The sequence below is a fragment of the Butyrivibrio sp. FCS006 genome, from assembly GCF_000424525.1.
Taxonomy (GTDB): Bacteria; Bacillota; Clostridia; order Lachnospirales; family Lachnospiraceae; genus Butyrivibrio.
The window spans coordinates 614,538-630,296 of record NZ_KE384203.1 but is presented as its reverse complement, the minus strand read 5'-3'; the positions used below and the strand labels follow the sequence as shown (position 1 = coordinate 630,296).

Below are 15,759 nucleotides of genomic sequence, written 5' to 3'. Positions count from 1 at the left end.
TTTCCCTCACTTTATTTTTGGATTATATGCACCGTAAGTGCACGTGGTTTTCTTTGTTCTGAAGTCATTATCACATGGCTACCTAAATCCAAACTTAAAGAAGGATAAAAAAATTGTGACTCACTTGTGTGCTTTGTTTGCAGCCCAGAGAGGAATCAAAGTCAGGAGCACAATGACGACGCCAGCTAGGAACAGCGTATTTGTGGGAAGATAGGCTGTAAAGCCGTTCTCGTCGATGATCTCGCCGTTGTTCTTGATGATAGGGTTTGAGATGAGAGGGGCAACTACCATAGGAATCAGCACATAGAAAATGATGCGGATGCCTTCAAACTGTCCCCTGGCGTCCTCAGGATAAAGCCTCTTTGACCATACGGTAATGGTCTGTAAAAAGAGAATGTAGCCGATGCCTACAAGGAGAACTCCGATAAGGAGAACGGGATTCCAGATGGTAGATGGGTTTACATTTTCCGGTGAAACCAAAAGCCCGATGACCAGAAGGCCTATGGCGTTGATCACAACCGCAAACAAAATGATCAGAGAAGATTTATCTTCACGAATAAACTTAATGGCCGGAATTGACGTGAACATGGCAAGTAGAAGTCCCACGCCTTCAATAAGGCCCATGGTATCTGCTGTAAAACCAAGGTAATAGATCATGAAGTTTCCGAGGTGTGAGAAGTAGACATTAAATGAAATAAAGTAAACGGCCAGCATAAGATTAACGAAGACAAGCTCGCGATGCTTTAAATACTCTTTTACATTGAATATGGAAAAGAACTGCTGGCTAAAACTGCCCTTGATTGAAGGACGAAGAGTTTCCACATCTTTCATTCCAAAGAGTGATACAAGTCCCAGGACAATCACACTACCGCCGATAACTACAAACAGGCGCATATAATTGTCGTTGGCTCCGACCAGTAGTCCGCCAAGCACAGTTCCTGCAATGGTTCCGATAACCGGCTGAACTGCCAGAGCAGCGCCAAGAGAACCGGAGTTTTCCGGTGTCATGTGGTCGTTGATCCAGGCGTTAAATCCGATATCATTGCCCATGGAACCAAAGAAACTCATTATGGCATCGGCAGCGATAACAGCGAAGGCAATTCCGATAAAAGCAGCTGTGTCACTGTTTCTTTTGCCCAAAAACTCAGTCGTTCCAAAGAGAATAGTGAAGACACCCCAGAAAATATAGCCCAGGGAAATAAGAGTCTTACGATTGCCCTTTCTGTCGGAAACGCAGCCGAAGAGGAATGTTGAGATCGTGGTGGCCAGCGCTGATATTGCAAGCATCCAGGATATGATGGTGGGATCCTTGGCAATCTTGGCGTAGACGAAGGTGTTAAACCACTGATTCTCAATGTTCCAGCATAGCTGTCCTGCAAGGCCCAGGAGCCATACCAGTATCCAGAATTTTGCGGGATTTGTCTTTTTATCTGCTTTCATGTTTGCCTCCCATAAAATATTGATAATTCTATTATAATACTTGCCGAGGTAAGGTTACATTTAGCCCTCAAATATGATATAAATATTCGAGGAAAGATAAGCCCGAAACAGGGGGAGGTTACAGTTTTGAACAACAGAAATATTCTAAAGAACAAATTGTTTTTGTACCTGACGGAATTCTTTGCCGGAATGTCCGTTATGGCAGTAGAGCTGGGTGCATCTAGGCTCCTGGCACCTTACTTCAGTTCATCGCAGATCGTTTGGACCATTATCATCGGAACCATTATGATCGCCATGGCACTGGGTAATATCTACGGCGGAAGGAAGGCAGATAAAGATCCAAATCCCGACAAGCTCTATCGCAGGATACTTATCGCAGCTATCTGGATCGGCCTGATACCCGTTGTTGGCAAGTATATTATTATTGGAATTTCAGCGCTGATAATTTTTACGGTTAACAGCAATTTCCTGGTTATTGCAGCTTTTGCAGCGTGTATGGTGGTGTTTGTATTCCCGCTGTTTTTGCTTGGAACAGTAACACCGAGCCTTGCAAAATACACCACGGATTCACTGGATGATAACGGAAAGATCATCGGTACTCTTGGTGCATCAAACACTGTTGGAAGTATCATCGGTACTTTCGTGCCCACATTCGTGACAATCCCGGCCGTGGGAACAGCCGTGACATTCCTGATCTTTGCAGGTGTTTTACTTGCACTGGCTGTTGTTTATTTCTTAAGTCCGGCAGAAGGAAAAAAATCTCTGGCCAAAGGTGATATGACAAGGATCATAGCTGGTATCCTGGTTTTCGTACTTTGCGTTGCTTTTGGCCACAATACCAGCTTTGTATTTTGGGAGAACGGACTTACCTATGAAGGTGAGTCGGTTTACAACTACCTTCAGGTTAAGGAAACAGACAGAACAGTGATCCTTTCTACAAATGTTCTGTTTGGCGTTCAGTCTATCCTGATCAAGGACGGAGCGCTTACCGGAATGTATTACGATTATGCTCTTGCTGCTCCGTATATGGCAGGCATCAAGGAGAAGCAGGCAGCAGGAGAGGACTGCAACGTTCTGATCCTCGGCATGGGTTCCGGAACCTATGCGACTCAGCTCTCAAGATATTTTGACAATGTTAAGGTTGAGGGTGTTGAGATTGATGACAAGATCACTGCCCTTGCACATGAGTACTTCCAGCTTCCTGAGGATGCCAAGGTTACAACCTACGACGGAAGAGCGTACCTGGCAGCAGACAAGGATCTGTACGATGTTATCATGGTCGATGCTTATCAGGATATTACCATTCCTTTCCAGATGTCATCTGTAGAGTTCTTCACCATGGTAAAAGAGCATTTGGCTCCCGGCGGAGTTATGGTAGTTAACATGAATATGTACAGTGATGATGGATTTACTGACGGGGCTACAGAAGGTGAAGCAAGCATCAATACTTATCTTGCTGATACCATTGGCCATGTATTTGAAAATGTTGTTGTGGTAGATGTACCGAATGCAACCAACAAGGAACTCTTTGCCACTGATTCGGATGATTTCATGGTAAGACTTGGTACCAACGCTGCCATGGAAGATAATCCTGACCTTAGCGCTATGATGAAGAAGGTCATGGATACAAGCCAGAGCTATATGGGAAAAGGCCACATCATGACCGATGACAAGGCCCCTGTAGAGCTTCTTGGAATGAAGCAGATCGACCTGATCATTAAAGATGAAGTTTCATATTACAGAAAGATATATGAGCAGAAGGGAATTCAGGGGCTTATAGATTTGCTGTGATACGTACTGTGAATTGAATATAATGGAGGCGCTCCGCCTCCTGCCTTCCCCGGATAGGGGATTGTAGCACAAAACGCCAAGCTATCAAGGACAAGCTAAAGTGCGCTAAAAAGCAGCGCATCCTTGACATCTTGGCGTTTTGTGCGTTTAGGTCACTAAGGGGGAAGGCAGAAGGGGGCTGCCGGGAAGGGATGCGCTTTGAGGCAGGGAGAATCCCGTTGTGCAAGTATTAGCCTAGTGTATGGCAGGTCAATTACTGTCCTGAAGGGGAAATTGCAAAAATACCGTAATGGGAATGGAGTGATTCATGGAGGGCTACTGTCCTGGAGGAAAAACTCAAAAAATACCGTAATAGAAAATGGGGTGATTGATGAAGGACTACTGTCCTAGAGGAAAAACTTGAAATATACCGTAATGGAAATCAGGTTGATCAAAGAAGGACTACTGTCCTAGAGCAAAAACTCCTAAAAAACCGTAACAAAGTGCGGATAGGTACTTGGAACGTTACTGTCCCAGAGTAAAAACGTCTAAAAGACAGTAATGGAATCGGGACAGGGACAGGAGAGCTACTGTCTGAGAAGAAAAACTTGCACAAGACAGTAATGGTTACCGGGAAACAGTAGAAGAATGGAAAAGTCGTACGGCCTGGGAGAATCCGACGGCGCGAAAAAGTGGCGCCTCTCCGTATACTACGTTCCGCAATATATGGAAAGACGCCACAAGGGGATGAAGTTATTTGAGGTCTGAGTGTTAATTATTTGTACTGTGATGCGTTGGACTTATCTACAGGTGAGAAAGGAACCCATACATAGAGACCGTCCTCGGTAACACCGGTAACATCAGCAGCTGTGCCTTTCTTGGCGATGGCGATGGCTGTTTCTACACAGGCAGCGCCCTGAGCGCCTGCATCCTGAAGTACGGTGAACTGCATTCCACCAGAGAGGATTGACTCACAGCCGGCAACAGTTGCATCTACTCCGACAACCGGAACTGCCTGAGGATCCATGCCAAGTTCCTGCATTGCCTGAACTACGCCAAGTGCCATGTCGTCATTATTGCAGATAACACAGTCATAAGGCTGGTTTGTCTTTAAGAAGAGCTTAAACTCATCGCAAGCTTTCTGAGTATTCCAGTAAGCTGTATCGTTAAATGCAAAGTTCGCATTTACACCCTGCTGTTTGAAGTATTTCTTAACGGCTTTGGTTCTTCCGAGTGCTGCCGGATGTCCGGGCTGACCTGAGAAGAGACAGATGTTAATGCTTGAAGGCTTACCAAGCTTGTTCCACACATATTCAGCCTGCATCATGCCCGCATCAACTTCATAACTTCCTACATACATGTATTTATTGGGCTTTAGATATGCAGCATCAGGTTCTGTATTTGTGAACAGGATAGGAATACCGCCTGCTGCAACTTCCAGCTGAAGGGCTGTATCAGCATTTACAGGATTACAGATGATGCAGTCGTAGCCGGATTTGGCTGCCTGGGAGATCTGAGCCACCTGAGCATCTACAGTAGCACAGGGTTCTCCGCAATCTACTGTAACTCCGGTTTTGGCACCGGCATCAATTACGCCGTTCATAACCAGTGTTTTGAAGTTATCAAGAGTAATGGTTGAGAAATAAACCTTTACTCCGGAGCCATTGGTTGAGCCGCCTCCGCCTGATGATGAGCTTCCGCAGCCCATAACAGAAACTGCCAAAACAATACTTGTCAAAAGACATGCAAATATTTTTTTAAATTTTGTATTCTTCATTATATTCCATGCCTCCTTAAATCTTAAACTTCTGAACATAGGATGTAAGAGTCTGCGATGTATTAGCAAGCTCGTGTGAATTGTCCGCAACATCCTGGCTGCTCTTTGTGATATTGTTTGCCATCTCAACCATGTTCTCACTGGTTGCAAGAATCTCATCGGCGCTGGCTGCCTGCTCTTCTGAGATAGCAGCTACGTTGGTGGCAACGTCATCAACCTTCTCGATATCTTCGATCATTGCCTCGATAAGTCCGTTAGATTCCTGAATATTTGTATAGATCTGATCGAAGGTTCCAACCGCAACATGAATGAGTTCGGAATTTTCTTTTATGCTATCAGCACTTGCATGTGCCTGGCCTACTGCATCTCCGATAAGCTTGTGAACCTCGTCGATAAGATTTGAAATATTGTTTGCACTCTCGGCAGAAGTCTGGGCCAGCTTTGCAATCTGTGTAGCAACAACTGCAAATCCCTTTCCTGCTTCGCCTGCTCTTGCAGCCTCGATGGAAGCATTCAGTGAAAGGAGGTTTGTCTCCTCGGCGATCTCACCGATCATGCCGACAATGTTGGTGATCTCTTCAGATGCGGAACCAACCTTGTTGATGGATTCAACAAGTCTTTCGTTGGCATCGGAAATACCTTCCATGGCAACGCTGAGTTTTTCCATATCCTCACGGCCCTTCTGGGAGATGCCGACTGTTTCTTTCATACTCTCGTTTGCTTTGTCACTGTTATCTCTTGTATCGGCAACAACCTGTGCAAGAGTTGTGGCATTCTGAGCAATATCGTTAACAGCTGTAGCCAGCTGATCAACGGTTTCATTGAGCTGCTGCATAGCTTCGGCCTGTGACTGGGAAGCTTCGTACATGGTCTTTGAAACTCTGTCTGAGTTATCTGATTCTTCCTGCAGCTTGTCAGATTCCTGACTGATATGTGAGAGCATGCTTCTCATGGAAGCAACGAACTCTGAAACCCTGCTTCCCATGACACCGATCTCATCGTTACTTGAAGCATCGATATCGATAGTGAAGTCACCCTCTGACATTGATGTGATGTTGTTGGAAATATGTCCAAGAGGTGCAATAACTCTTCTGACAACGAAGAGGATAAGTAAAATAATGAGGACAATTGCTATTCCACCAACTATAAACAGAAGAGTTCCCATCTGTGAAACAGACTTAAGAATGATACTTGTAGGAATGTATGATACAAGAACCCAGTCTGTTCCCGGGATTTCTTTGAAAGCAACCATGTTGTCTGCAATCTCTTTACTGGTGAGATCTCCACTGATAATGGATTTAGCAGCACCTGCAAGGAGAGGGTTTGAGTTTGACTCTGCAAGAGTCGTACCCATTATGGTATTATCTCTGTGTGCAAGGATCTTGTAGTCATTGGTATCTACAAGGAAGGAACTTGCATCCTCCATTTTTACACCGGAGTTTACGATGATCATTATCTTATTGAGGGAAACGTCTGCACCGATGACTTTGATATTATCGGAGCCGTCGTTTAGAATACCGGTGGCACTGATAACAGTATCGCCGGCTTCATTTGTGTATGCGGTACCGTATGCCATTCTGATCCTGCTAAGACCCTGCTTAAACCAGGTGGTTCCGGTGACATTTCCGGCAGCCATGCCGGACTCGGTGGCTTTGTAGAACTGTCCGTCACTGGTTCCGATATAGAAGCCCTCAGGAGAGTTCTCGTTATAGCCATAGTAAGTATCCAGAATAGGAACAAATTCCGCCTCTGTAGGATTCTGACTTTCTATGGTATGTTTTACGGTTGTGAAATACTGGAGGTTTTCGCTCAGCCACGCGTCGATGTTGTCCGCCTGGTTTGAGATAGAAGACTCAAGTGTCTCTGTGGCCATCTCAGACATTCTGTTTTTGGAAACAGTTGCTGCGATAACAACCAGTGCCACTACTGTGATGATGACAACAGGAAGTATGTACGTAAGGAGCTTGGTACTGATCTTCTTGTTCTTTTTCTTCACAGAAGCATTTGCAGATGTTTTTGCCTCATTTTCACTCATTTTTTTCATCTCCTGTTCAAAAAGGTATAATAAAATAAGTAAAGCTAGTATAAATAATTATAGCATTGAGCGAATAAGAATTTACCATATTTCGTTATAGTTTATATTATTTTAAGAATCGATAATAGATATTGTATAATAGTTTTTAAAGCAACAACATTTAGAGAGGTTTCTATGATTAATAACGAAGCAGAGAATAAATATGCAGAGGAAATGAAAGCCTGGCTCATGATCCAGGTCATCGGAAGAACCAGCATAAATATCTTTAATTCCAAAAAGCTAAGGAGAGAAATGGAAGATCATCTTGATGTTCTTTTATCGCCGGGAATTACAGGAGACGTAAATGCAAAGCTCCTGGATTTTGCCGACTACTTCATTGATTCCTGTCTTTCCTCGAAGGCATATTCAACTGCAGTGTTCGGAATAATGTCAATGAGCGAAGCAGGTGCTGCCACAAGACTTGCGCAGGATATACTTGAGATCACTCATGATATCCCCAAGAGATTTGGCTTTGAGGAAAAGAGTGTTCTGATCCGCAACGCGTTTTTGACCAAGTTTACAGAAAAGATCCAGGGCGCGAACAAGATCCTTGCAGAGCTTGGAGTAGAACCTGTCAGAGAGTAAAAGAGTATGCATAAAAATTTAACCATCGGCATTCTTGCGCATGTTGATGCCGGAAAGACAACGCTCTCAGAGGGACTTTTATACCTCGGCGGAGCTATCAGAAACATGGGAAGAGTGGACCACAGGGACACCTTCCTTGATACCTACGAACTTGAAAGAAGCCGCGGGATTACTATATTTTCCAAGCAGGCTATCTTTGAATATGAAGGAATAAATTTCACACTTCTTGATACGCCGGGCCATGCGGATTTTTCTCCTGAGATGGAGAGAACTCTGCAGGTTCTTGACGTGGCGGTTCTTATCATCAGCGCCCCGGACAAGGTCACAAGTCAGGGCAAGGTGCTTTTTAAGCTTCTTTCTCACTATAACGTTCCAACGATCATATTTGTAAATAAGATGGACCAGGCAGATGCCCAGGGAATCAGCCGGCAGGACATAATGTCGGCGCTAAAGACTGACCTTGGCAGCCATGTCGTTGACTTCACAAATCCCATGACCGATGCAGAAACTCAGGAAGAGATCGCAGTATGTGATGACGAGCTTTTAGAAGGTTTCCTTGAAGGCAGAGCAGTAGATAAGAGCGACATCGCCCGTCTTATCAGAACCCGTAAGTGTTTCCCCTGCAGGTTTGGCTCAGCCCTTAAGATGGAAGGGGTAAAAGAGCTTTTGGACCTGGTGGCAGATTATCTTCAGGAATCAGGAGAAGGCTCTTTAAAAGACCTGTCAGATAAAGCCTTTGGTGCGCGTGTATTCAAGATAAGCCGCGATGAAAACAACAACAGACTCACTCATATGAAGATAATGAGCGGAAGTCTTAAGGTAAGAGATCAGATCGGCAATGACAAGATAGACCAGATAAGGCTTTATTCAGGTGATAAGTTTACTGCAGTAGCCGAGGCAGAAGCAGGAATGATCTGTGCCGTGACGGGCTTGTCGGAAACAAGAGCCGGTGAAGGTCTTGGAACTTTGGAAGGAGAGACGGTATCAGAGGTTCTTCAGCCCATTCTTTCATCAACCCTTATTCTTCCCGAGGAGGCTGATGCCATACAGGTTTACGGCAAACTAAAAGCCCTGGAAGAAGAGGAACCCATGCTTCTTCTTAATTATGTTGAAGCGACAAAGAGCATCGTGGTTCAGACCATGGGCGAAGTCCAGAAGGAAATTTTAAAGCATCTGATAAAGAGCCGCTTTGGCCTTGATGTTGGCTTTGGCCCCGGACACATAGTATATAAGGAAACAATCGCAGGACCTGTTGAAGGTGTAGGACACTACGAACCCCTAAGACATTATGCGGAGGTCCACCTTCTGCTTGAACCCGGAGAGCCCGGAAGCGGAATTGCAATTGACAGCGTATGCAGTACCGATGACCTTGCCCTTAACTGGCAGAGGCTCATTCAGACACATATCTTAGAGAAAAAACATCTCGGAGTCCTTACAGGGTCTGAGGTCACAGATATAAAGATAACCCTGCTTGCAGGAAGAGCCCATGAAAAGCACACCGAGGGCGGAGACTTCAGGCAAGCCACTTATCGTGCAATAAGACAGGGACTTATGCAGGCAAACAGCATCCTTCTTGAGCCGGTGTTTGACTATCGCATTGAACTTCCGCAGGAGTTTGTGGGAAGGGCACTCAGTGATATGCAGCGCATGAACGGTACGGTATCTTCCCCGGACATCGAGGGAGGGAAATCAGTCCTTACAGGAACTGTTCCGGCAGCATGCCTGGGGGATTACAGCACCACGCTTTCCTCCTACACAAGAGGCGAGGGCAGGATATTTACTACCTTAAGTGGTTATGCCCCTTGCCATAATACAGAAGAAGTCCTTGAGCAGCTAGGTTACGATCCGGAACTTGATATCGACAACTCCGCTGACTCAGTTTTCTGCATGCACGGAGCCGGAACTGTTATACCCTGGAGTGAAGTCAGAAATTACATGCATGTGGACTCGGGCTGGAGCCCTGACGGCAGTATTAAGAAGACCGATCTGTCTGACAGCATAGATATGGAAGCCCTTGAAAAGCTTCAGGCTCGTCTTAGAAAACAGGATAATGCCCCAAGGTCTTTTGACGAAATAGAAGAGCAGCTCCGCATGGAAGACAAGGAGTTAAAGGCAATATTCGAGCGGACCTACGGGTCTGTAAAGCCCAGATACGTAGAGACTAAGACCGAAGTCACTGCACTGACAGCCGAAGAAAAAGAAGCCAGAAGAGACCTTGAAGTCGAGAGACAAAAGCGTGAGAAATATGAAAATGTAAAGGGTGAAAACCTCGATGAATACAAGGAATATCTCCTGGTTGACGGATACAATATTATTTATGCATCGCCTGAAATGGCTTCTCTTGCCAGGGATGACCTGAAGGCTGCAAGAGATACCCTCATCGACACGTTGGTGAATTTCCAGGGCTTCAGGAGAGAGAAAGTGCTGCTTGTTTTCGACGCATACAAGGTTCCCGGCGGAAGGGAACATGTGGAAGAAAAGAGCGGACTGATGATTATTTATACAAAAGAAGCTGAGACTGCAGATCAATATATAGAAAAAGCTGCACATGAAATTGGGAAAAAATATAAGGTTACCGTCGCTACTTCCGATGCCATAGAACAGGTTATTGTCATGAGTGCAGGCGCCATAAGACTGTCTGCCAGGAACTTCCTTGAGGAGATAGAAAGGACCGAAAAGCTTATAAGAGAGAAACTCGATAACATATAAAATTATTATTAAATATCGAATATTTATAAGTATTTCCTTCCGGAAAGATATACAATGATTCTGTAGATTCGATTAATTATTCAGGAGGTAATCAGATGAAGCAGAAGAACGGTTCAGAATTTAAGGCGCCGCTGGGGCTCATGCTCATTGGCATTTCAGCAGTGCTTGTTCTTACAATGGTAATCAGCATATTTATTAACAGTTCGAAGATGACTTCGATTCAGGAAGATGATGAGAAGATTTACTATGACATGCTGTATACCATCAGTTCAACTCTGATCAATGCCGACAGAGATCTGTATCAGGCTATGCTTGCTGCAACTCAGAAACTGGCATACGATCAGTACATTGATGATGCTGCCAAGCAGGGATATATAGATGACTTTAACTCTAATGCCAAGCAGGCTCTTGATGGAGTAACTGAAGCAGCTTCTCTTGCAAGGAATGATGACTATCTCTTTAATCAGTTAAGGAATGACGACAACGATTCCTTTTCAGATATGAGTAATAATTTTACTGCTCAGTATAACAAGTGGCTTGCTTCTTATGATATATCAACCGGATCAGGTGATGTTGAGCAGTTTGTTAATGAGTTTAATGCAACAAGAGACTATATCAGCGATATGTCCGATATTGTTGAAGACTGGGCTAACCATGAGAAGGAAGAGAACAGGGAAGCAGTTCAGAGAGGCATCCTGATAAATGCCATTATCTTTATTATTATTGCTATAATTCTTCTCCTTGTAACCGTATTCATCATCATGGCTATTCTTAAGGCTCTTAAGAGAATGAGCAAGGACGTTGAGAGAATTTCAGGTGGTGACTTCGTAACAAAGATAAAAGCAGACAGTATGATCATCGAATTCCAGAACATCATGGATGGTCTGGAGTCCATGAGACATGAGCTCAGAAATGCTCTTGTTAAAGTCATTGACCATGCTGATACCGTTAATTCCAAGGCAGAACTAGCCAAGGACAGTATCACAAGTTCACAGAAGACAACTACAGACATCAGCTCTGCAGTTAACGATCTGGCTACAGGTGCAACAGCTATGGCAGAGGATGTTCAGAGCACATCTTCTATCACAGTTAACATGGGATCTTCCGTAGACAACGTTCTTGATTCCGCTAATTCCAACATGGAAAGAGGCCGTCAGGTTTACGAAGAATCCACCAAGGTTAAGGAGCAGCTCGAGCAGATCAAAGAGCAGGATCAGAAGAACGACGAGATGGCTACTCAGGTTGCAGACTCTGTAAACGAGACAGCAAACGTAGTTGCTCAGATCACACAGGCTGCTGAGTCCATTATCTCTATTGCAAGCCAGACAAACCTCCTTGCTCTCAATGCTTCAATTGAGGCTGCAAGAGCAGGCGAAGCAGGTAAGGGATTTGCGGTAGTTGCAGATAACATCAAGGATCTGGCAGGTGATACCAACAACCTTGCAGGTGAGATCACCAACATGCTTTCAACAATTACAGATTATTCTGCTAAGAATAAAGAGCTCACAGAGGCTATCAAGGGTGCCATCACCAATGAGACTGCAGCTCTTGAAGAGATGAGTGAATCCTTCAATCAGATGCTTGAACTCCTTCAGGAAACAGAGGAAGGCAACAAGCAGATCGTAGAGCTGGTTAACGCAATGAACTCCGACAAGGAGAACATCCTGAATTCCGTTGAGTCTCTTTCAAGTATTTCAGAGGAGAACGCAGCATCAACCCAGGAGACAAGCGCATCCCTTATGCAGCTTGATACCAACATGGAATCTGTTGTTGAGCAGGCACGTGACCTTCAGAAGATTGCAGAGGAGCTTACAGCTAACGTTAAGTACTTCAAGGTTGAGCTTCCTTCTGACGAGGCATAAAACTTTAAAACTGACGCAGGGGCAGACATTTAAATGTCTGCTCCTTTTTTATTGCAGTCATGTTAATATAAAAAAGATGGCTGCATTTTATGCAGCATGTGGGGGAGAAGCAATGAGGATAGTTATAGTAGAGGACGAAGTCCGCATCAGGGAGGGATTTTTTAAACTCCTTGGAAAACTTGGAGACGAATATGAAATAGTGGGAGAAGCTGAAAACGGAAGGGCAGGGCTTGAGATCTGTAGGGCCAAAAAGCCCGACCTTGTCATTACCGACGTGCAGATGCCGGAGATGGACGGCCTTCAAATGCTACAGGCCATCAGTGATGAGGGCCTTGACATTAAAGCCATCGTACTCAGCGCCTACTCGGAATTTGAATACGCAAGAACTGCAATGAAACTGGGGGTTACGGAGTATCTTTTAAAACCCCTTAATATATCTGACTTTTCAACAGCCCTCGAGAACATCAGACATCAGATGGAAGAGGATAAGAGAAAAAAGCCTGCTACGGTCGGAACGCTCGATCAGGTTATGCGCGATATAATCGGAGGGCGAATGTCCGCTGACGATGAGGCTTTTAACTATCTAAAGAAAAATTACGGAATAACCGCAGATCAGAAGTTCATAATCCTGTGTGACTACCTTGGGAATCAGTATGAAAACAGTGCAAAGAGAGAGCAAAAAGAGCTCTCGAATTCTCTTTCATTTTATGAGGGCATTAAGTACCTGATCCTTGACGTTGAATACAGGAAATCCCTGATTGTAATAGTCTATAAATATGAAAGCGCCGCTGATTTTGAGAGATGGATCCAGTACCAGCTGCTGCACAAGTTAGAGGGAAGCTCTGCCATGGGCTTTACCGAATGCACCTCCATTGGTGGCATCAGCCAGGGGATAAACGATCTATACCCATACATGGACTGGAATATCTCTTTTGAAAAAGACGTTCTGATATCCTACCCCAAGATAACCCAGGTGCAGACATCACTGTGCGTCTATCCGCAGGACCTTGAAGCAAGGATGAAGACAGCAATATGCGCATCGGATTTTCCTCAGCAGAAAAAGCTCATGGATGAATTCGAAGAAGGCTTCCATGACGGAAAGGTTTATGACCCGAGAGAGATCAAGGAGTGCTTTGTAAGATTTATCTGGTCTGTCATTGAGATTGCCAAGGACATCGGAAACAAAAAAGTAGCCGATCTTCAGCAGCAAAAGCTCCTGGACGGTATCATGAACGCCAAGCTCCGATCCGAACTTTCATCTGTATGCGCGGGTATTTTGAATATGCTGAAAGACAGTGAGGAGGCTTCCGATACGGAGACGCTTACTGTGCGTCGTGCTAAGAGCATGATCCATGAGTTCTACCACACAGGAATCACGCTTGATGAAATTGCTGACAGGCTCGGTATAACTCCGGAGTACTTAGGAACCCAGTTCCACAAGGAAACGGGCGAGACCTTCAGCACCTACATCAGAAACTATAGGATCAGCAAGGCAAAAGAGCTTTTGGTGGGCACTTCAATGAAGCTCAAGGAGATATCGGAAAGAGTCGGCTACTCCGATCCCAAGTACTTCAGCAAGGTCTTCAGAGACGTTACGGGCAAGCTCCCTGCCGAGTACAGAAAGTCCCTTAAGTGATAATAAAACCACATTAGAATATTCCACCTTTTTCAGATTTATCGTGTTTTGATATTTCTTTTGCCAAGGTATTATTTAGAAAAAGAGATATTGAAAAGGGGAAGAAGATGAAAAAAGTAAAGGAATTTTTCAGATATGAAAATGCAGGATTGTTGTTCATTCTTCCTGCATTTTTATATATGTTGATCTTTGTTGGGTATCCGATACTGAGTAACCTCGTTCTTAGTTTTCAGGACGTATCGGTAAAAAACCTTGTGCACGGCCAGAAGCATTTTGTGGGCTTTGCCAATTACCTTCAGATATTCGGGGATGAAGTATTCAGAAAGGCAATGGGGAACACCTTAAAGTTCACCATTTACTGCCTTATCTTCCAGTTCCTTATAGGATTCTTACTGGCTCTTTTGTTCAATAAGAACTTCACATTCGCAAAGACAGTCAGAGGACTCACCATGATACCCTGGATGATGCCAATGACGGTAACTGCGCTGATGTTCAAGTTCATGTTCTCCACAGACGTTGGAATCATCAACTATATCTTAAAATGCCTTCACCTGATACAGAACAATGTAGAGTGGCTGACAACTCCAAGGACAGCAATGATCGCGGTTGTTGCTGCAAATGTATGGATAGGTATTCCTTTTAACACAATCCTCCTTGCGACGGGTCTTACCACGATTCCTCAGGAGCTGTACGAGAGCGCCTCGGTTGACGGCGCAAACAGCTGGCAGCAGCTGATAAAGATAACTCTGCCGCTCCTTCGCCCAACCATTGAGTCGGTGCTGGTTCTTGGATTTATCTACACCTTCAAGGTATATGATCTTGTATACGTAATGACAGAAGGAGGACCGGTCAATTCGACACACCTTCTTTCCACCTATTCCTACAAGCTTTCCTTTGATCTGTTCCAGTACAGCAAAGGATCAACGGTTGCAAATGTATTGTTCCTGATACTGTTTCTTGTGGGACTCTTATATCTGAAGATCACTATGCAGGGGGAGGAAGACTGATGGACGAGAAGAAAATAACAGGAAAAAACAATGTGGTCTTATGTATCGTATCCGTTGTGATACTGGTGCTGCTTCTTTTCCCATTGTTCTGGACACTGATAACATCATTTAAGACAGAAAAAGAGATATTCATGATACCGCCAACATGGTATCCGCATGAGCTCAACACCAAGTCCTACGCAGCTCAGATTGAGAATGGCGACTTCAACATGTTCAAGTCATTCTTTAACAGTTTTGTTATTTCAACAGGCGCGATGTTGATAGCTGTAGTCCTTGCAGTTCCGGCATCCTATGCCATCGCAAGATATAAGTTTGTCGGAAGGAAAGCTATGCTCCTGGGCTTTTTGGTAACACAGATGCTGCCGGTATCAGTTCTTTTAACTCCTATGTTCATAATGTTTAGGAATATGAAGATCTACAATACCTGGTGGGCACCTGTCCTGGCAGATGCAACCATCGGAATCCCTTTCTCCGTCTTGATACTTAAAAACTATTTTGCATCGATACCAAAGGCCCTGGAGGAAGCTGCTTACATCGATGGCTGCACCAGGATGATGGCGTTTATGAAGATACTTGTTCCGGTTGCTAAGCCAGGTGTTATCGTGTGCGCGATATTCTCATTCCTTTACGCCTGGGGAGATCTGGCATACGGAATGACATTCATACTGGATCAGGAGAAAAGACCTATCACCGCCGGTATCTTTAATTTCATGGGCCAGTACGGAACCAAGTGGAGTTATCTGACTGCCTTTGCGATCGTGGCCATCATACCGGTCACGCTGATCTTTATCTTCATGCAGAACTATATAATAAGCGGAATGACAAACGGTGCCGTTAAGGGATAATTCTTGAAAGGTTAGCCCGCGGAATATATGATAATCAGAGGAGATATTATCCTC

Annotated in this window: 10 protein-coding genes; 7 read left to right on the top strand and 3 right to left on the bottom strand. The window is 44.5% G+C overall.

Annotation, left to right across the window (positions count from 1 at the left end; translation table 11 throughout):
• Positions 1-120: 120 nt before the first annotated feature.
• Complete coding sequence (locus G633_RS0109990; protein ID WP_026519814.1) at positions 121-1,440, bottom strand: MFS transporter; 1,320 nt, start codon at positions 1,438-1,440, stop codon at positions 121-123.
• 126 nt (positions 1,441-1,566) lie between these two features.
• Between G633_RS0109990 and G633_RS0109985 the strand changes: the two genes are divergently transcribed.
• Positions 1,567-3,231, top strand: coding sequence for a spermidine synthase (locus G633_RS0109985; protein WP_026519813.1), 1,665 nt, complete (start codon positions 1,567-1,569; stop codon positions 3,229-3,231).
• Positions 3,232-3,985: 754 nt separating this feature from the next.
• Here the strand turns inward: G633_RS0109985 and G633_RS0109980 are convergent.
• Both G633_RS0109980 and G633_RS0109975 read right to left on the bottom strand, forming a co-directional pair.
• Positions 3,986-4,987 carry a substrate-binding domain-containing protein gene (locus G633_RS0109980; RefSeq protein WP_022769697.1) on the bottom strand — a complete coding sequence of 334 codons (1,002 nt, stop codon included), beginning with the start codon at positions 4,985-4,987 and terminating at the stop codon, positions 3,986-3,988.
• A 16-nt stretch (positions 4,988-5,003) separates the two neighbouring features.
• Entirely contained in the window at positions 5,004-7,022 is a 2,019-nt protein-coding gene (locus G633_RS0109975; protein WP_022769695.1) for a methyl-accepting chemotaxis protein, read from the bottom strand.
• A 174-nt stretch (positions 7,023-7,196) separates the two neighbouring features.
• Here G633_RS0109975 and G633_RS0109970 point away from each other — a divergent pair, with 174 nt between their 5' ends.
• From G633_RS0109970 to G633_RS0109945, 6 genes are all read left to right on the top strand, one after another.
• Positions 7,197-7,646, top strand: a complete 450-nt coding sequence (locus G633_RS0109970) for a DUF6553 family protein (RefSeq protein ID WP_022769694.1) — start codon at positions 7,197-7,199, stop codon at positions 7,644-7,646.
• A gap of 6 nt (positions 7,647-7,652) precedes the next feature.
• A complete protein-coding gene (locus tag G633_RS18035) occupies positions 7,653-10,355 on the top strand; it encodes a translation factor GTPase family protein (protein ID WP_035771038.1) in 2,703 nt (900 codons plus the stop codon).
• A 95-nt stretch (positions 10,356-10,450) separates the two neighbouring features.
• Positions 10,451-12,217, top strand: a complete 1,767-nt coding sequence (locus tag G633_RS0109960; RefSeq protein ID WP_026519812.1) for a methyl-accepting chemotaxis protein — start codon at positions 10,451-10,453, stop codon at positions 12,215-12,217.
• Between the two features lie 112 nt (positions 12,218-12,329).
• Entirely contained in the window at positions 12,330-13,853 is a 1,524-nt protein-coding gene (locus G633_RS0109955; RefSeq protein WP_022769689.1) for a response regulator transcription factor, read from the top strand.
• 107 nt (positions 13,854-13,960) lie between these two features.
• Positions 13,961-14,860: a carbohydrate ABC transporter permease gene (locus tag G633_RS0109950; protein WP_022769688.1), complete on the top strand. Its 900-nt coding sequence runs from the start codon at positions 13,961-13,963 to the stop codon at positions 14,858-14,860.
• The gene (locus G633_RS0109945) at positions 14,860-15,705 is read left to right on the top strand and encodes a carbohydrate ABC transporter permease (RefSeq protein WP_026519811.1); all 846 of its coding nucleotides are present in this window, start codon (positions 14,860-14,862) and stop codon (positions 15,703-15,705) included. The genes G633_RS0109950 and G633_RS0109945 overlap by 1 nt, the downstream gene beginning before the upstream one ends.
• Positions 15,706-15,759: the final 54 nt, after the last annotated feature.

Excerpts from the sequence above, each read along its gene's own strand:
- G633_RS0109975 (WP_022769695.1), bottom strand. The coding sequence starts at position 7,022 with ATGAGTGAAAATGAGGCAAAAACATCTGCAAATGCTTCTGTGAAGAAA.
- G633_RS0109980 (WP_022769697.1), bottom strand. The coding sequence starts at position 4,987 with ATGAAGAATACAAAATTTAAAAAAATATTTGCATGTCTTTTGACAAGT.
- G633_RS0109990 (WP_026519814.1), bottom strand. The coding sequence starts at position 1,440 with ATGAAAGCAGATAAAAAGACAAATCCCGCAAAATTCTGGATACTGGTA.
- G633_RS0109970 (WP_022769694.1), top strand. The coding sequence starts at position 7,197 with ATGATTAATAACGAAGCAGAGAATAAATATGCAGAGGAAATGAAAGCC.
- G633_RS18035 (WP_035771038.1), top strand. The coding sequence starts at position 7,653 with ATGCATAAAAATTTAACCATCGGCATTCTTGCGCATGTTGATGCCGGA.
- G633_RS0109950 (WP_022769688.1), top strand. The coding sequence starts at position 13,961 with ATGAAAAAAGTAAAGGAATTTTTCAGATATGAAAATGCAGGATTGTTG.
- G633_RS0109955 (WP_022769689.1), top strand. The coding sequence starts at position 12,330 with ATGAGGATAGTTATAGTAGAGGACGAAGTCCGCATCAGGGAGGGATTT.
- G633_RS0109960 (WP_026519812.1), top strand. The coding sequence starts at position 10,451 with ATGAAGCAGAAGAACGGTTCAGAATTTAAGGCGCCGCTGGGGCTCATG.
- G633_RS0109945 (WP_026519811.1), top strand. The coding sequence starts at position 14,860 with ATGGACGAGAAGAAAATAACAGGAAAAAACAATGTGGTCTTATGTATC.